The sequence below is a fragment of the Serinibacter arcticus genome, from assembly GCF_004786095.1.
GTDB lineage: Bacteria > Actinomycetota > Actinomycetes > Actinomycetales > Beutenbergiaceae > Litorihabitans > Litorihabitans arcticus.
Map to the genome: position 1 here is coordinate 610610 of NZ_RHPJ01000002.1, position 17253 is coordinate 627862.

Genomic DNA, 17253 nt, shown 5'->3' on the forward strand with positions numbered 1-17253 from the left:
CTCCTTCTGGCGGGTGCTGGCGGGTGCCGGGACCGGAGGTGGTCCCGGCACCCTGGTGGTCAGAAGCCCTCGACGCCCTGGGCTCGGGCGAGCTGGACGAACTGGTCCTGGGTCTGCTGCGCGACCTGCTCCGGGGTGGTGGTGCCCTGGATCATGTCCGCGAGGAAGATGTACAGGTCAGGATTGGCGACCGCCGAGACCTGCATCGAGCCCACCGAGTCGCCGAGGGAGTCGTGCACGGACAGCAGCGCCTGCGGAACGGTGCTCGGGGAGTCGACGCCGTCCTGGAGGGAGACCGTGTTCTGCTCCTCGAGGAACGCCGGGTATCCGTCGCCGAGCCAGAAGGAGAGCAGCTGGCGCGACGCGGCCTCGCGGCCGGCGTCACCGGTCTTGAAGGCCACCAGCGCGTTGGACTGGTCGGGGATGAAGGTGCCGACGTTGCCCGTGGGCGAGATCGGGAAGAACCCGATCTTCTCGTCGAGCTCGGCGGTGTCGGCCTTGGCCTGGAGCTGGCCGAAGAAGGAGTTCACCTGGACCACCATCGCGGCGTCGCCGGCCAGGAGCGCATCGCCCTGGTCCTCGAACGTCGCCGTGGCGATGTCGTCGTTGAAGAGCCCCTCGTCGATGAGGCCCTGGTAGGTCTCGATCGTCCCGAGCACGGTCTCGTCGGTGAACTTCTCCTCACCGGTGTTGATGCGGTCCCACAGGCCGTCCTCGGCCGCGTCGGCGAGCTGGACGTGGATCCACCACTGCGTGGCCCAGCGGTCTCCGCCCATCTCGTAGAACGGGGTCACGCCGGCGGAGTCGAGCTCCCGCGCCGTGGCGAGGAAGGAGTCCCAGTCGGTGGGGAGGTCGGTGATCCCGTTCGCCTCGAACACCTCCTTGTTGTAGTAGACGCCCTCGACGGCGGGGCTCGAGACCAGCGCCGCGTAGCGCGTGTCGTCGAGGAGACCCGTGATGTCCTGGAGCGCGGGGGTGGTGCCCTCGATCCAGGGGGCGTCCTCGAGCGGCTGCAGGTTCGTCGTGGCGTTGAGCGCGCTGAGGGAGGACTCCGTCGGCTGCCAGAACGCCAGGTCGGGCTTGTCGCCCGTGGCGACCTTGGTCTGCACCCCCTGCTCGTAGGGGTCCGGGATGGTCACGACCTCGACGGTCGCACCGGTGGACTCCTCGAACGCGGCGATGACCGAGTCCGGCACGGTGGCCGAGTTCTGGGCGGCCCAGATCGTCAGGGTGGTGCCGTCCAGGTCGGCGTCCTGGGCGGGCCAGGCGGCCTCGGTGCCGCTGCCGCCGGACGGCTGCGTGCCGCCTCCGGCGCCGGGGTCGCTGCACGCCGTGGCGAGCAGACCCACGGACAGCGCGGTGGCCGTGATAGCCAGATACCTCTTCATATCGACTCCTTGGTGCTGGGGGCGACGGTGCCCCGGGGTGGCGCTAGGCCTGGTGGACGATCCGCAGGACGCGTGCCTGCGGCTGCGGGGAGGTGGTGCTGACCGCGAGGCGGTCGGGTGAGGGCCGGTTCACCTCCCACGAGGTGAAGGCGTCACCGCTCGGGTAGATGACCTCGACGTCCCCGGCGGGGATGTCGAGCTCGACGCCGTCGCGACCGTCCCCGCGGGACCAGATCACGACGTAGGACTCCTGGGGTGTGCGGTGGCCGACGGCGACCCACGGCTGCTCCCACTGGACGAGACCGAGGGGCCAGGTGGGGACGGAGCTGGTGAGGTGGCTCTCGAACCGGCGGGCGAGCGTGACGCCCTCGCGGACGAGCGCGAGCTGGTCGGTGTCCATCTCGTCGACCTTGCCCGACAGGATCATCCGTCCTGCCAGACCGGTGCACATCGTGAAGACGATCTCCTCCGGTGTCATCGACGGCTGGGGGTAGGCCCAGTTGCCCGCCTGCTCGGGCAGGATCGAGACCAGCGAGCCTGCGGCCACCGGTGGGTAGAGCAGCGGGTTCTGCTGGTCCGACGTCGACTGCACGTGCAGTCGCGAGAGCATCGCGTAGTCGGCGCGCATCCCGCCCGAGGCGCAGTTCTCGATGACCAGCTGCGGGTGTCGGGTGACGACCCCGTCGATCCAGTCCAGGAGCGCCCGGTTGTGCTGCAGGAGCCCGTCACCGGGGCTGTCGGCGTCCAGGTCGGTGCCCGTACCGGGCGTGACGTTGTAGTCCAGCTTGAAGAAGCCGACCCCGAGATCGAGGACGAGGCGGTCGACGACGCCGTCCAGGTGGGCTCGCGCCGCCGGGTGGCGCAGGTCCAGCAGGTACCGGTCGTGCTCGACGATGCGGACGCCCCCGCGCTGCATGAAGGCCTCGTCCGGCAGCTGATCGGCGACCGGGCTGTTCACTCCGATGACCTCCGGCTCGAGCCAGAGCCCGGGGACCATGCCGCGCTCGACGATCCGGGTCAGGACCTCGCCCAGCCCGTTCGGGAAGCGCGTGGTGCTCGGCTCCCACAGGCCGACCGAGTCCCACCAGTCGCCGCCGTCGTCGTACCACCCTGCGTCGACGGCGAAGATCTCCGCGCCGGTGGTGGCGGCGGCGTCGATGAGGGGGAGGAGCTTGGCGGTGGTGGGGTCGCCCATGAGGGTGTTCATGTAGTCGTTGAAGACGACCGTGGGTCGCTTGCCCCGCGGGGCCAGACGACGGCGCAGCGCCGTCATGCCGGCGAGCGCGTCGGCCCACCCGTGCTCGCTCACGGCGATCCCGACCGGGATCGTCGTGAACTCGGTGCCGGGTGCGAGAGCGAGGGACCAGGCGTGGTCGGCGTCGGTCGGACCGAACATGCCGAGCACGAGGAAGCCGGTGTCGGCGTCGCCGAGTCGTTCGTCGAGCTCCACCCGCCAGGCGCCGTTGTGCCGCACCTGCCACGCGAGGGCGGGCCCGCCGTCGCGCGTGGCGAGGACGCCGGCCGGGACGCGGCGGCCCGAGGACCACGCGCCCTGGCTCGTGATGGCGATCGCGCCGCGCGAGTCCTGGCGCTGGTGCGCCGCGAGGTCCAGACGGGGCAGGCCGGCCTGGTCGCGGACGGGACGCGTCTCCCACCGGCACTCACCGAGCCACTCGCTGGTGCCCTCGATCGAGTCGGTCCGGCTGATCGGGGTGTCCCCGACCGGCCGCGCGAGCATCAGCGAGGAGATCGCGTGCAGCTGCTGGACGGCGCCGCCCTCGTTGCGCACGGTGGTCCACGACTCCAGGATCCCGGAGGACTCCACGGTGCGCAGGAGGGACGTCGTGGCCAGGCCGGTGACCTCGTCGATCTGCTCGACCTCTACGACGCGCCACTCGCCGTCGGTCCGCTCGACGTGCGAGCGGTACCGCAGGCGCGCCCCCACCGTGGTGGCGGTGTTGCGCAGGTTGGCGCTGCGCCGACCGTGACCGACCACGAGGAGCTCCACGAGGGGCTGCGTGCGGAGCTCGGGAGAGGCGGAGGGTGCGCCGTCGGCGGTCTCGCCACGGCGACGCAGGGTGGCCGAGACCGGTGCGGAATCGGTCCAGCCGAGGTGCAGCTCGAGGTCGCGACCCGCCCACAGGGTGAGGCTGCGGGTGGCGACGAGTGGTGACGTCACGGGAACTCCTTCGTTCGACTCCGCTATGAAAGCGTGAATCATTCGAGAACGCAAGAGGGTTGCCGTGATTGGTGCAATCGCTTTCAGAAGGGCCAGCGTGGGAGAGCGCTCTCACCCTTGAGGGTGCGGTCGAAGCGGCGCGGAGCCGATGCGGACCGGTGTCGAACGGGCGGTCGGTGGCGGCGGCGCGTCAGCGTGTCAGCGCCGGCGCGGGGCCGGTGGATCCACGCACGATGAGCTCCGGCACGATGCGGATCGACGCGGGGACCGTCCCGTGCTCGAGCTGCCGCTGCAGCAGTCCGAAGACGGCGTGCCCGAGCTGCACGAAGTCCTGGCGGACCGTGGTCAGCGCGGGGGACCACAGCTGGGTGAGCGGCTGGTCGTCGAACCCGACGACGCTGATGTCCTGCGGGACCCGCTTGCCGGCGTCGACCACGGCGCGGGCCACGGCCATCGCCAGCTCGTCGTTCCCGCACAGCACCGCGGTGACGCTCTCGTCCTCGACGAGGCGCTGCCCGGCGGCGTAGGCCGTCATGGGTGCCCAGTCGGCGTGCTCGACCTCGGGGACCTCCGCGCCGCTCTTGACCAGCGCGTCGCGCCACCCCTGCAGGCGCGAGCTCTCGCCGCCGGCGGACGGGATGGCGATGTGGTGCACGGTGCGGTGCCCGAGGTCGAGGAGGTAGCGCGTGGCCTGCTCGGCGGCGGCCCGGTCGTCCATGTACGCGTGCGCAAGGTTCGCCGGCCCGGTCTGGCGGCCGGCGGCCGTCGCGACGCACGGGAGCCACGCCGGGATGGCGCGTGTCGCGGCCTGTCCCGGCGGGTCGTACTCCAGCACGACGGCGCCCGCGAGGGGCTGTCCGAGCACGTGGTCGACGGCGGCCGCGACCGTGTGCGGGTCGTCGGACTCGACCACGGTGATCGTCACCATGTGACCGGCCGCGCGTGCGGCCTCCTCGATGCCCTGGATCGTGGTGGCGTACCCGTAGCGCGTCGTGTTGCCCGCGATCACGGCGACCATCGGCTGGCGTCCGCTCGCGAGCGCCCTCGCCGCGCCGTTGGGCCGGAAGCCGAGCTCGGCGATCGCGGCGAGGACCCGGGCGCGCCGCTCGGGGCTGACGGGGACGGCGCCGGTGAGCACGCGCGAGACGGTCGGCACCGACACGCCCGCGAGCTGCGCGACGTCGGCGATGACGGGCGGCTTGCTCCGTCGCGGTGGGTTCACAGGAGCGATGCTAGACGGGCGCCCCGTGGGCGACGCGAACGGCGCCGCCCCCGGGAGGGAGCGGCGCCGTCGTCGTGCAGCGTGGGCGTGGGCGCCGGGTGGATCAGAAGTTGATCATGTGACCCGAGATGCCGTGCAGGGCCTCCTTGACGGCCTCGCCCAGCGTCGGGTGGGCGAACACGACGCGGGAGAGCTCGTCCGACGTGAGGTCCCAGGTCTGAGCGGCGTTCAGGATCGGGAGGAGCTCGGTGACGTTCGGGCCGACCATGTGTGCGCCGAGGATCTCGTTGCGCTCGGCGTCGGCGACGATCTTGACGAAGCCGACGGTCTCGCCGAGGCCCTGCGCCTTGCCGTTCGCGCTGAACGGGAAGGTCGCGACCTTGATGTCGTGGCCGGCGTCCTTGGCCTGCTGCTCGCTCTGACCCATCGAGGCGATCTGCGGGTGGCAGTAGGTGGCGCGCGGGATGAAGCCGTAGTCGATCGACTGCGTCTCGGCGCCCGCGAGCGTCTCGGCCGCGACGATGCCCTGCGCCTCGGCGACGTGCGCCAGCATGAGCTTCGCCGTGACGTCCCCGATCGCGTAGACGTTGGGGACGTTGGTGCGCATGTAGTCGTCGATCGCGATGGCGCCGCGGTCGGTGAGCTGGACGCCGGCGGCCTCGAGGCCGAAGCCCTCGGTGCGCGGTGCGAAGCCGATGGCAGACAGCAGGCGGTCGGCCTCGAGCACGCGCTCCTCGCCGTTGCTCGAGACGGTGACGCGGACGCCGCTGCCGGTGTCCTCGACCGACTCGACCTTGGTGCTCGTGAGGACCTTCACGCCGAGCTTCTTGTAGGCCTTGGCGATCTCCTTGGAGACGTCGGCGTCCTCGGTGGGGACCATGCGGTCGAGGAACTCGACGATCGTGACGTCCACGCCGAAGTTCGTCATGACGTAGGCGAACTCGACGCCGATGGCGCCCGAGCCCGCGATGATGAGCGAGCCGGGGAGCTCGGGGTCGAGGATCTGCTCCTCGTAGGTGACGACGTTCTTGCTGACCTTGACGCCCGGGAGCATGCGCGTGACCGAACCGGTCGCGAGGATCAGGTTGTCGAACGTGAGCTGCTCGCTCTCGCCGCCGTCCTTGGCGACGTCCATCGAGGTCGCGCCGGTGAGGGTGCCCCAGCCGTCGATCTCGGTGATCTTGTTCTTCTTCATCAGGAAGTGGACACCCTTGACGATGCCGGCCGAGACCTTGCGGCTGCGGCTGTGCGTCGGGCCGTAGGACATCGTGGCGTCACCCTCGATGCCGAACAGGGCCTTGTCGTGCGTGAGGGTGTGGGCGAGCTCCGCGTTGCGGAGGAGAGCCTTGGACGGGATGCAGCCGACGTTCAGGCAGACACCGCCCCAGTACTTCTTCTCGACGACGGCGACGGACTTGCCGAGCTGGGCGGCGCGGATGGCGGCGACGTAGCCACCAGGGCCCGCACCGAGGACGACGACATCAAAGTGGGAAGCCATGCGGCCAGCCTAGTTCGGCGGTGGTCCCGGCGGGGTCGCGGCCCGGGTGGCTCCGGTCACGTGCCGACGCGCGTACCGCCGAGGCACCCGGACCTCGCACGATCCGAACTCGATCCTTGCGTGTGACCTGAGTCACGGATACGGTAGTAGAGCGAGATGTCCCGCGTACCTCGGGGGCAGCAAGGGTGAGGCGCAGGCCGAACCGACATCTGCAGGCGGAGCCGGTCATGGAGAACGAGCGCGAGACAGCGAGGCGGTCGACGACCGTCCGACGCTGGCTCCTGCGCGGCGTTCTCGCCGGCGCCGGTGCCGCCGTCGGGCTCGGGCTCTCCACCGCTGCCGCGTCGGCCGTGGATCTCTCGGCGCTGACCGGGTCGTCCGTCGAGGCCGTCGCTCCCGCGGGTGGTGAAGGTCGGGTCGAGGTGCTCGGGGGGCTCGGTGGCCTCGTGTCCGAGGTCGTGACGCCGGTCGTCGACGTGGTCGAGGTCGTGCTGGCTCCGGCTCCCGCACCTGCTCCTGCGCCGGCTCCCGCTCCTGCGCCGGCTCCCGCTCCTGCGCCGGCTCCCGCTCCTGCGCCGGCTCCCGCTCCTGCGCCGGCTCCCGCTCCTGCTCCCGCTCCCGCTCCTGCGCCGGCTCTCGCTCCTGCGCCGGCTCCGGCTCCCGCACCTGCTCCCGTTCCCGCCCCTCCGGCCGGTCCTGTCACCGGCCTCGTCACGGGCGTGGTCGACGACGTCGTCGCTCCGGTCGTGAGCGCGGTCGTCACCCCCGTCGTGGCCGAGGTCGTCGCTCCGGTGACCGATCCCGTGCTCGCGCCGGTCGCCGAGATCGCAGCGCCTGTCACCGAGACCGTTGCCCCGGTGGTGGGGGAGGTGCTCGACGCCGTCGAGCCGGTGACGGCTCCGGTTCTCGGCGCTCTCGCTCCGGTGACGGACCCCCTGATCGTTCCGATCACCGGCGCCGCCGCTCCGGTGACGGACTCCCTCGGGGGCCTGCTCGAGCCCGTGGCACCGGTGCTCGCGCCTCTGACGCCGATCTTCACGCCGTTCCAGCCCGTCATCGAGCAGATCCCGGGTGTCGTGGGCGGCGTGATCGATCCGCTGATCCCCGTGGTCGGCGGTGTGGTGGAGCCGGTGCCCGGAATCCCGACGCCGGTGCCCGCGTCCCCGGTGCCCGGAGCAGACCCCGCCACGGACCGGCCCGTCGCGTCGATGCCGCAACGTCCCGGTGTCGCGGACGACGACGCTGCTGTTGCGGGCCTTCCTCTCTCGCCGGGAGCTCCTGAGCTGCGGGCGTCCGAGCCGTTCGACTCCGACGGCGCTGCGGCCTTCCGTGACCGCCAGGTCGGTGTCGCGCAGGCGGTGCCGCCGCTCGCCGTCGCCCTGCCTGACGTTGCGCCGGCCCTGGCTGACCCTGCCGGCGTGACGAGCCCGGTACCCGCCGCTGACGCGACGGACGCGTTCGCGGGAGTCGCCGGCCTCGGCGTCGTCTCCTCCGGCTCGGGCACCGCCGTCGCCTCCACGATCTCCCCTCTCCTCGCCCGTGATGCCGCCCTCCTCGGCGGCGTCGCGCTGGCGGCCGCGGTCCTCCTCGGACTCGCGCGCCTGAGCAACGACCGGCTCCCGACCGGTCCCGTTCTCCGCATCCCCGTCTCTCCCGCCTGAGGGTGTCGCCGCCGGCCACGTGCCGGCACACGACATCGCGCCCCGCGGGGCGCACCACCCCTCAGTCAAGGAGAAGTTGTCATGCACGTCATCATGCGTCGAGCGCTCCAGACAGTGCTCGTGACAGGCGGCCTCGTGGCCGCAGGAACCGGGGCGGCATTCGCCTCGGACGGTCTGCTCGGACAGGTCGGGATCGACCTGCCGGTCGACGTCCCGATCGAGGTCAGTGACGTCGCCGCCGGCCTCGTGGGAGACGCGACGGTCGCGGGGCAGGCTCAACCGCCGGCGCCCGCCGTACCGCAGGTGCAGCACACAGGAGGGTCCGAGGTCGGGCGCCCGGTCGTCGAGCCGCAGGGTTCGGGCACGACCGAGAACCTGGTCGGTGACGTCTCGATCGAGGCGCCCGTGACGATTCCGGTGGATGTGTCCACCATCGGTGTCGGTCTGATGGGTGACACCACGGTGGTCTCCGAGGAGACCACGACGACGCCGGCGCCCGCACCGGCCCAGCCGGCGGCGCCCGCTCCGGAGCAGCACAGCTCGGACGAGGGTCTGGTCGGGGACGTCGATGTGACGGCTCCGGTGACGATCCCGGTGGATGTGTCCACCATCGGGGTGGGTCTGATCGGTGACACCACGGTCGTTTCGGAGGAGGCCACGACGGCGACCACCCCGGCTCCGGCGCCGGCTGCAGGCAGCAATGGTGGCTCGGACGAGGGTCTGATCGGTGACGTCTCGATCGAGGCGCCCGTGACGATCCCGGTGGATGTCTCCAACCTCGGGGTGGGTCTGATCGGTGACACCACGGTGGTCTCGGAGGAGACCACGACGGGGACCGCCCCGGCTCCCGCACCGGCTCCGGCTGCCGGTAACAACGGTGGCTCGGACGAGGGTCTGATCGGTGACGTCTCGATCGAGGCGCCCGTGACGATCCCGGTGGATGTCTCCAACATCGGGGTGGGTCTGATCGGTGACACCACGGTGGTCTCGGAGGAGACCACGACCGGGACCACCCCGGCTCCGGCGCCGGCTGCCGGCAACAACGGTGGCGGCCAGGGCGCCGGTGGCTCGGACGAGGGTCTGATCGGTGACGTCGACGTGACGGCTCCGATCACCGTTCCCGTCGACGTCAGCTGCATCGGTCTCGGTCTGATCGGTGACACCTCCGTCACCTGCAGCTCCACCACCACGGGGTCGACTCCCGGCGCCGGTACCGGCACCGGAGGCGCCAACCCCGGCGTCGGCTCCACCGACCTGATCGGTGACATCGGGCTCGACCTGCCGATCTCCGTTCCGGTCAACGTGGGTTGCATCGGTCTCGGTCTGATCGGCGACGCCTCGGTCACCTGCAACTCCTCCACGACAGTTCCGGCTCCCGGCACGGGCACCGGCACGAACCCCGTCACTGGTGGCTCGGACGAGGGTCTGATCGGTGACGTCGACGTGACGGCTCCGATCACCGTGCCCATCGACGTCAGCTGCATCGGTCTCGGTCTGATCGGTGACACCTCCGTCACCTGCAGCTCCTCCACCACGGTGCCGGCTGCCGGCACCGGCGGCACCAACCCCGGCGGTGGCTCCACCGGCCTGATCGGTGACATCGGCCTCGACCTGCCGATCACCGTCCCGGTCGACGTCGGCTGCATCGGTCTCGGTCTGATCGGCGACACCTCGGTCAGCTGCACCACGACCACCGTCATCGTGCCGACCGACCCGACGGACCCGACGGACCCGACCGACCCGGTCGACCCGGTCGACCCGACGGACCCGACCGACCCGGTCGACCCGACGGACCCGACCGACCCGGTCGACCCGACGGACCCGACCGACCCGGTCGACCCGACGGACCCGACCGACCCGCTCGACCCGACGGACCCGACGAACCCCGTCGACCCGACGGACCCGACCACCCCGGTCACCCCGGTCACCCCGGTCGACACCACGACGCCGACCACGAGCACGGGCGGCTTCATCGGTGACGACGGTCGCGTCATCACCCCGGCCGGCGGTTCCGTCGACCAGGCGTCCACCCAGCAGGTCGCTCAGGACAGCACGCTCGCCAGCACCGGCGCCAGCCCGTTCGCGGGCGCCCTCGCCGTGCTGATGCTGCTCCTGGGCATCGCGGCCGTCCGACTCTCCCGTCGGACCGCCTGACACCTGAACCACAGCACGACGTCTCCCGCGACGGATCCCGTCCCGGGAGACGTCGTGCTGCCTGGGTGGGGCGTCGCCATGCGGACGGGTGTGGGCCACGCGGTCGTCGTTCGCTACGATCGCCAGGACCATCCAGAGCAGCTGAGAGACCTGGCTCGACGACGCTGCAGCAACCCCCCTCCTCGGGTGCGGGTGCTACCGCCAGGCCCGATGGAGGAGTGAGCATGACTGGTTCCACCCTGTCCGACTGTTGCCCGTTCGGCGGTGACCCGCGATGACGACCCCGGTCGACGACGTCCACGGCTATGCCGGAGATCTGACCGCCGATCAGGCGTGGGAGGTGCTGGAGGGCGACGCCGAGGCTGTCCTGGTCGACGTCCGCACCCCCCAGGAGTGGCAGCACACCGGCGTACCCGACCTGACCTCGCTCAACCGCGACGTCGTGCTGGACCCGCTCCAGGGCTTCCTCGGACCCAACCCCGACTTCCTGACCGCGTTGACCGAAGCCGGGCTCGCCCCCGGTGACGGCCGCACGGTGGTCTTCGTCTGCAAGTCCGGCGGCCGCTCGATCGCCGCGGCACAGCTCGCCACCTCGGCGGGCTTCGGTCCCGCCTACAACGTGCTCGAGGGCGTCGAGGGCCACGCCGGACCCGGATGGGCCGCGCAGGGACTGCCCGTCACGGCGTACGAGGGGGAGCGGTGACCGATCCGCAGCCCCGTTCGTCCCTGCCCGAGGGGCTGCGGCCCGCGACGCTCGCCGTCCGCGGCGGGCACGAGCGCACCGGGTTCATGGAGATCGCCGAGCCGATCTTCCTCACGCAGGGCTACTCCTACCCCCGTGCGGCCGACGCCGAGGCCGCCTTCCTCGGCGAGCTCGACCGGTTCACCTACACGCGCTACTCCAACCCGACCACCTCGGCCTTCGAGGAACGGCTCCGGCTGATCGAGGGCGCCGAGGCGTGCTTCGCGACGGCGACCGGCATGGCCGCCGTCTTCGCCTCCATGGCGTGCCTCGTGCAGCAGGGGTCGCGGATCGTCGCCGGCCGAGCGATGTTCGGCTCCACCCTGCTGGTGCTCGACGAGCTGTTCACCGGCTGGGGCATCGAGACGGTCTACGTCGACGCGCACGACAACGCCCAGTGGGCCGCAGCGCTGGCGACCCCGGCGGACGTGGTCTTCTTCGAGACGCCTTCGAATCCCATGCAGGACATCGTGGATGTGCCCGAGGTGAGCCGCCTGGCTCACGCCGCGGGCGCCGTCGTGATCGTCGACAACGTGTTCGCGACGCCGGTGCTCCAGCGCCCGCTCGAGCTCGGTGCCGATGTGGTCGTCTACTCCGCGACGAAGCACATCGACGGCCAGGGGCGTGTGATGGGCGGGGCGGTGCTCGGGCCGCGCGACTACGTGACGGGTCCGCTGCAGACGTTCATCCGCAACACGGGTCCGTCGATGAGTCCGTTCAACGCATGGACCCTGCTGAAGAGCCTCGAGACGATGGATCTGCGCGTCGGCCGCCAGTGCGAGACGGCCTTGCGCATCGCGCAATGGCTCGAGGACCAGCCGCAGGTGACGCAGGTGCGCTACCCGTACCTGCCGTCGCACCCCCAGCACGAGCTCGCGAAGTCCCAGCAGACCGCCGGTGGCACGGTCGTCGCGTTCACGCTCGACGGGCCCGCGGACCCCGAGGGCGGCAAGCACCGGTCGTTCGCGTTCCTCGACGCGCTCCAGGTCATCGACATCTCCAACAACCTCGGCGACGCCAAGTCCCTGGTCACCCACCCGGCGACCACGACCCACATGAAGACCGGCTACGAGGGGCGTCAGCGGGTGGGGATCTCGGAGACGACCATCCGGTTGTCCATCGGGCTCGAGGATCCGCTCGACCTGCTCGACGATCTCCGACGGGGCTTCGGCGCGGGCTTCTGACTCTGTCGCCCGTCCCGCGCGGACCTGCACGGCCTCCGCCACCCGCTCCTGTCTCATCGACCTGACGCGGGGCGGGTCATGGCATCTGCTCGACCCGCGTCAGGCGGCTCCCGAGCGGACGTGCACCTGCTGGTCGAGCCGGCTCTCACCACCGACCGGACGGCGGTACACGTGCCCCTCCGGGGTGCGCCACACCGCCGTCCCGTCGGGCGCGAGCCACAGGTCGTGGTCGAGGTGGGTCTTGATCAGGTGGTGGTGACGGCAGAGCGGGCGGAGGTTGTCGGCGCTCGTCGGTCCGGCCGGCCAGGGGACGACGTGGTCGAGGTCGCACGCCGATGCGGGCACGCTGCACGACGGCGCCACGCACGTCGGGTGCGCCCGGCGCACCTCGCGAGCCAGTCGCGCACCGGGAACGTACCCGCTGATGCGTTCCCGGTGCGCACCCGCCGGGTGGGCGTGAGACGGTCCCGCGTTCGCCGTCCCCGCTGCTCCCGGAGCTGATCGTGATCCGCGCTCGGTGGCTCGCTCGACCTCCCCGACGACCACGCTCAGGTACGGCGGCGGAGCGGCGGCGAGCACGCGGGCCGTCCCAGGGGCGAGGGGGCCGAATCCGAGGAGGGCGGGCACGTCGACGCCGAGGCGGCACCGGTCCGGGGGTTCGAACGCTGCGTAGGGGTTCTCGAACCCGTCGCGCAGCACCGAGGCGGAGAACTCCCACGCGTAGACGTCGGCGGCGCACGGCTGATCGTCGTCGGTCGGGACGTCGTCGGGGCGGATCGCGAGCGTGAGCCGGGCGGTGGTGCCGGAGAACGGGGCAAACCGTGGTGGCGGGCCGGCTGTCGGGTCGAGCACCGTTCGCGCCAGCGACGGGCCGCCGGGTGGTGCGACGGACGAGCGTGGTCCCCGACGACGTCGGCGGAGCAGGTCGTTCATCTCTCGCCGGACCACCGTCAGCGGCGACACCGTCGCAGGAGACCCGGCGACGACCGTCGGCGGCTTCGGTACCGGACTCGGTGCCGTGACCTCGGTGCGCCGTGCCGGCGCGTCACCCCCGACGTCGATGCGACCGGCGACGAGCGCCCCGGCCGCCACCGATACGACGGCGTCGGCGCGGAGCTGGTCGAGCGTGCGAGCGTCCCCGGATGCTCGGGCCGCACGCGCTGCGGCCTCGGCCATCGAGTGCACCGTCACCACGTCCATCAGCGGCGCGACCAGCCTCAACGAGGCCAGGCCGTCGGGCAGCAGTCGAACCGGCTCCAGGCGCCTCGTCCGCGCAGCGGCCTCCGCTCGCTCGCTCGCCTGACGCGGGTCGACCTGCACGATGACGGCCTGGACCCTCGCGCGCAGTGCCTGGTGCGCGAGACCCGGGGCGTCGGGCAGGACCTGCTCGCACACGGCGAAGCACACCTCGGGCGGCTGCTCCACGAGCAGATCGGCGAACACGGTGGCCTTGCCCGCGTCGATCCGGCCCTCGGCCAGCGCCGTCCCGACGGGGTGCAGCACGTCCTGGTAGAGCTGCCCCTCACCGACCAGGCGGCTCGCGCGCCGCCGCGAGATGCCGAGCCGCATCGCGAGGGAGTCGGCCGCCGAACCCGTGACCTCGACGCTGCCCGGACGGCGCGAGCGCGGACCGAGCCGGCTCTGCCGGGCGTCCAGAGCCGCGGCTGCGTCCCGTTGGGCCGCTGCGGCCCATCCTTGGACGGCAGCCAGCGCCGCAACCGTCTCGACGAGCTCGTGGTCGTCGAGGGACCGCAGGCGTGCGTACTCCGAGAGCTGCAGCAGGCACCGCAGGAGCGCGTCAGACACTCCACCGCCCTCGGCGTCGACGAGTCCGAGCCGCCTGCGCACCAGTGCGGGATCCTCGACCTCCACCCCGAGGTCCCACGCGGCCGCATCACGTTCGAACATGTGTTCACCTTACCAGCGTGGACATGGTAGGAGAAGGGTTCGAGTGACATCTGTGGACACGGCATCCGTCGTCCACAGAGCGGTCATGCTCCCGGCAGCGCCTCCGGCCGCACGGCCTCCGGCGCGATCCCGTCCTCCCAGTGCTCGACCGTCTGGAGCACCCAGAACACCGTGTACAGCAGGAGCAGGACGACCTCGATCCAGAACACGAGTGGGAAGGCGTGGTCCTCCGGCGCGACCAGCCACACGACCGCACCGGCCGCGACCGCTGCCCCCATCGCCACGCCCACGGCGACGTAGCACCGGCGGTACCCGCGCTGCGTCATGCGCCGGGGCCGCGGCGGGGGAGAGGTGTGCCGCGCGTTGATCCACACCACCGCCACCAGCAGCGCGAAGAACGCGATCGCGCTCGCGTAGTGCGCGTACCCGAGGAAGCTGGCGCGTCCGAGCGCGAACCACGCTCCCGTCGCCACCCACAGCGCGAGGGCGACGACGACGGCGCGCTCCGACGCGGCCGGCCACGGCCGTCGTCGGACACGCGCGCGGAGGGCGCGGAGACCGACGAACAGCAGGGCGGCGAGCCCGACGAGGAGGTAGGCGGCGACGTTGTTGCCGACGTCGGGAGCCACCTGCTCCGGCACGCACGACACCTCGACGTCGGGGCACCGGTAGGGCAGCTCGTCGCTGCCGGCCACCGTCGCCAGGACGACCGGGGTCGGGACCAGGCCGACCAGCGGCACGAGCATCCCGGCCAGGTCCAGCAGCCCGTTCTCCCACCCCGGGCGCCCCTTGATGGCCAGCAGTGCGAGCCCGACGGCGATCAGCGATCCGACCAGCACGTTCCGGACGGGGGAGTAGAACGTGGCGCTGATCGACCCGGGGATGACGCCCACCCGCGCGATCTCGATTCCCACGGCGACCAGCAGCAGCAGCCCGGCGGCGACGAGGCCGACGCGCAGCGCGCGGTAGGTGTCGAGCGCTGGCTCCGGCGCCTCGGCGCCGTCGCGCCGGGGCCACGGAGCAGAGGTCTGCGTGGTCGCCCCGGCGTGGACGCGGTCGGTCATGCGGCCAGTCTGTCACCGGCCTCCGACGTACCGCCCGGGCGCCTCAGCGCTCGCGCACCACCGCGCAGGCGCCGGGCGCGAGCTCGAGCGAGCCGTCGACGTCGATCTCACCGACCAGGTCGTGCCCGGTCACCGCCAGCGTGGCCGCCTCTCGCGTGTGGTTGAGAGCGAACAGCCAGGTGCGGCCGTCGTCGGCGTGCCGGCGGGTCACCTCGACGCCGTCGGGCAGGTCGGCCACGACCGGGGCGACGCCGGAGCGCGCCACCACGGCGTCGAGGACCTGCTGCAGGCCGTCGGCGTCGGGCAGCACCGGCAGGTACCAGGCGGAGCCGCCGTCGCCGACCTCGCGCCGCGTGAGGGCGGGGACGCCGTCGAGGTCGCCGCCCGCGATCGTGCGCACGACGTCGGTTCCCGCCAGCGCCCGCAGCTTCTCGGCCCAGGTGTGGGCGAGCGAACCGTCGTCGAGCGCCAGGGTCTGGCCGGGCTGCAGCGCCCAGAACTCCTCGGAGTGCACGCCGAGCAGGTCGCGGAACGCGCCCGGGTAGCCGCCGAGCCGGACGTGGTCGTGCTCGTCCACGATGCCGGAGTAGAACGTCACCAGCACGGTCGCCCCGCGCTCGGCCGCCGCGACGACCGCGGCGGCGTCGGCGTCGCTGATCAGGTAGAGCGCCGGGACGACGATCAGGTCGTAGCCGGACAGGTCGGCCGACGGCTCCACGACGTCGGTCTCGACGCCGCGCCGTGCGAGGCCCGCGTGGACGTCGACGGCGAGCTGGCGCACGTCGAGCCCCTGGTTCGGCTGCGACCCCGTCACGGTCGCCCAGCGCGAGGCGTAGTCGTACAGCACGGCTGCCCTGGCGCGAACGCGCGACCCGCGGATCTCGCCCACGCGCCGCAGCACGTCACCGAGCGCCACGGTGGTGCGCCAGACGTCGGAGTCGCGGCCCGCGTGCGGGTACATCGCGGAGTGGTACTTCTCGGCACCCGCCCGGGACGCGCGCCACTGGAAGAACAGCAGCGCGTCGGCGCCGTGCGCGAGGTGGCTGAGGGAGTTGCGCAGCGACTCGTGCGGTGCACGCGAGCGGTTGACGGGCTGCCAGTTCACCGCAGAGGTGGAGTGCTCCATGAGGATCCACGGCGCACCGCCGGACATCGAGCGCACCATGTCCGCCGAGAACGCGATCTCGCGCTCGGGGTGGGGGTCGGACCCCCACAGGTAGTGGTCGTTGGAGACGATGTCCATCTCCGGCGCCCAGGAGTAGTAGTCCATCGGGTTGGGGCCGCGCATGACCATGAAGTTGGTCGTGCACGGGATGCCGGGTGTGACCTCGGCGAGCACCGCGCGCAGGTCGCGGTAGTAGGACAGCAGCTCGTCGGAGGAGTACCGCGCGAAGTCGAGCTGCTGCGTCGGGTTGATCTGCGCGGTCGCGGCACGCGGCGGCTGGATCTCGTCGAACGAGCTGTACAGCTGCGACCAGAACGCCGTGCCCCAGGCGTCGTTGAGCGCCGCGATCGTGCCGTAGCGCGCCTCGAGCCAGGTGCGGAAGGCGGCGGCGCCGTCGTCGGAGAACTCGTGCGGCGCGTGGCAGCCGATCTCGTTGTCGATGTGCCACATCGCGAGGCCCGGGTGGTCGGCGTAGCGCTCCGCGATGCGGCGCGTCATGGCGACGGCGTAGCGCCGGAAGATCGGGGAGGAGATCCGGTAGTGCTGGCGTGAGCCGGGCGCCAGCACCGTGCCGTCGAACGTCACGGGGAGGATCTCGGGGTACCGGTGCGTGAGCCACGGCGGCGGGCTGGCGGTCGCCGTCGCGAGGTCGACGCGGATGCCTGCCTCGTGCAGGCGGTCCATCGTGACGTCGAGCCACTCCCAGTCGAACGTGCCCTCGGTCGGCTCGATGCGGGCCCAGGAGAAGATCGCGAGGCTGATGAGGTTGACCCCGGCCTCGCGCATCAGGGCGATGTCCTCGAGGCGGATCTCGTCGGGCCACTGCTCGGGGTTGTAGTCACCGCCGTAGCCGAGGGCGTCGAGCCCGAGGGGCCAGTGCGGGGCCGACGGCGTCGTGGTCGGGCGGGTGGCGGGACTCACGTCAGCGGCGGTGCTCATAGGCACGAGCATAGATGGTGACGTCACCACGCGTCGATCGCAGGCTTGTTCCGAGCCCGCTGCACCACCCTCGCCGACCCCGCGGCCCTAGACTCGAGCCACTTGTCCGACGCGTCGTCGGGGAGGTCGCCGAGGGTCCGCGAAGCGCG

11 protein-coding genes and 1 riboswitch are annotated in these 17253 nt (G+C 71.9%); of the genes, 4 read left to right on the forward strand and 7 right to left on the reverse strand.

Annotated elements, in window-relative coordinates; translation table 11 throughout:
- Positions 1–59: 59 nt before the first annotated feature.
- From SERN_RS07440 to lpdA, 4 genes are all read right to left on the reverse strand, one after another.
- Complete coding sequence (locus SERN_RS07440) at positions 60–1388, reverse strand: ABC transporter substrate-binding protein (RefSeq protein WP_135849469.1); 1329 nt, start codon at positions 1386–1388, stop codon at positions 60–62.
- 43 nt (positions 1389–1431) lie between these two features.
- The gene (locus SERN_RS07445) at positions 1432–3567 is read right to left on the reverse strand and encodes a glycoside hydrolase family 36 protein (protein WP_158292605.1); all 2136 of its coding nucleotides are present in this window, start codon (positions 3565–3567) and stop codon (positions 1432–1434) included.
- 190 nt (positions 3568–3757) lie between these two features.
- A complete protein-coding gene (locus SERN_RS07450) occupies positions 3758–4789 on the reverse strand; it encodes a LacI family DNA-binding transcriptional regulator (protein WP_135849471.1) in 1032 nt (343 codons plus the stop codon).
- Between the two features lie 103 nt (positions 4790–4892).
- A complete protein-coding gene (gene lpdA / locus SERN_RS07455; RefSeq protein ID WP_135849472.1) occupies positions 4893–6287 on the reverse strand; it encodes a dihydrolipoyl dehydrogenase in 1395 nt (464 codons plus the stop codon).
- Between the two features lie 227 nt (positions 6288–6514).
- Between lpdA and SERN_RS15770 the strand changes: the two genes are divergently transcribed.
- The 4 genes from SERN_RS15770 (at position 6515) to SERN_RS07475 (ending at position 12028) form a co-directional block, all read left to right on the forward strand.
- Entirely contained in the window at positions 6515–7948 is a 1434-nt protein-coding gene (locus tag SERN_RS15770; protein WP_233251530.1) for a hypothetical protein, read from the forward strand.
- A gap of 81 nt (positions 7949–8029) precedes the next feature.
- Entirely contained in the window at positions 8030–10102 is a 2073-nt protein-coding gene (locus tag SERN_RS15775) for a hypothetical protein (protein WP_233251531.1), read from the forward strand.
- A gap of 125 nt (positions 10103–10227) precedes the next feature.
- Positions 10228–10319, forward strand: a riboswitch (SAM riboswitch).
- A 57-nt stretch (positions 10320–10376) separates the two neighbouring features.
- Positions 10377–10805: a rhodanese-like domain-containing protein gene (locus tag SERN_RS07470; protein ID WP_135849473.1), complete on the forward strand. Its 429-nt coding sequence runs from the start codon at positions 10377–10379 to the stop codon at positions 10803–10805.
- Positions 10802–12028, forward strand: a complete 1227-nt coding sequence (locus SERN_RS07475; protein ID WP_233251532.1) for an O-succinylhomoserine sulfhydrylase — start codon at positions 10802–10804, stop codon at positions 12026–12028. Before SERN_RS07470 ends, SERN_RS07475 begins: the two co-directional genes overlap by 4 nt.
- A gap of 99 nt (positions 12029–12127) precedes the next feature.
- On the opposite strand, the gene SERN_RS07480 is transcribed toward SERN_RS07475, so the two are convergent.
- The 3 genes from SERN_RS07480 to SERN_RS07490 all read right to left on the reverse strand — a co-directional run bounded on the left by SERN_RS07480 (position 12128) and on the right by SERN_RS07490 (position 17104).
- Entirely contained in the window at positions 12128–13936 is a 1809-nt protein-coding gene (locus SERN_RS07480; RefSeq protein ID WP_135849475.1) for an HNH endonuclease signature motif containing protein, read from the reverse strand.
- Between the two features lie 83 nt (positions 13937–14019).
- Entirely contained in the window at positions 14020–15000 is a 981-nt protein-coding gene (locus tag SERN_RS07485) for a hypothetical protein (RefSeq protein WP_135849476.1), read from the reverse strand.
- A 43-nt stretch (positions 15001–15043) separates the two neighbouring features.
- Positions 15044–17104, reverse strand: a complete 2061-nt coding sequence (locus SERN_RS07490) for a beta-galactosidase (RefSeq protein ID WP_135849477.1) — start codon at positions 17102–17104, stop codon at positions 15044–15046.
- Positions 17105–17253 lie beyond the last annotated feature (149 nt).

Bases quoted from the DNA above. Each gene is read 5' to 3' on its own strand.
- SERN_RS07485 (WP_135849476.1), bottom strand. From the start codon at position 15,000: ATGACCGACCGCGTCCACGCCGGGGCGACCACGCAGACCTCTGCTCCG.
- SERN_RS07490 (WP_135849477.1), bottom strand. From the start codon at position 17,104: ATGAGCACCGCCGCTGACGTGAGTCCCGCCACCCGCCCGACCACGACG.
- SERN_RS07440 (WP_135849469.1), bottom strand. From the start codon at position 1,388: ATGAAGAGGTATCTGGCTATCACGGCCACCGCGCTGTCCGTGGGTCTG.
- SERN_RS15770 (WP_233251530.1), top strand. From the start codon at position 6,515: ATGGAGAACGAGCGCGAGACAGCGAGGCGGTCGACGACCGTCCGACGC.
- SERN_RS07480 (WP_135849475.1), bottom strand. From the start codon at position 13,936: ATGTTCGAACGTGATGCGGCCGCGTGGGACCTCGGGGTGGAGGTCGAG.
- SERN_RS07470 (WP_135849473.1), top strand. From the start codon at position 10,377: ATGACGACCCCGGTCGACGACGTCCACGGCTATGCCGGAGATCTGACC.
- lpdA (WP_135849472.1), bottom strand. From the start codon at position 6,287: ATGGCTTCCCACTTTGATGTCGTCGTCCTCGGTGCGGGCCCTGGTGGC.
- SERN_RS15775 (WP_233251531.1), top strand. From the start codon at position 8,030: ATGCACGTCATCATGCGTCGAGCGCTCCAGACAGTGCTCGTGACAGGC.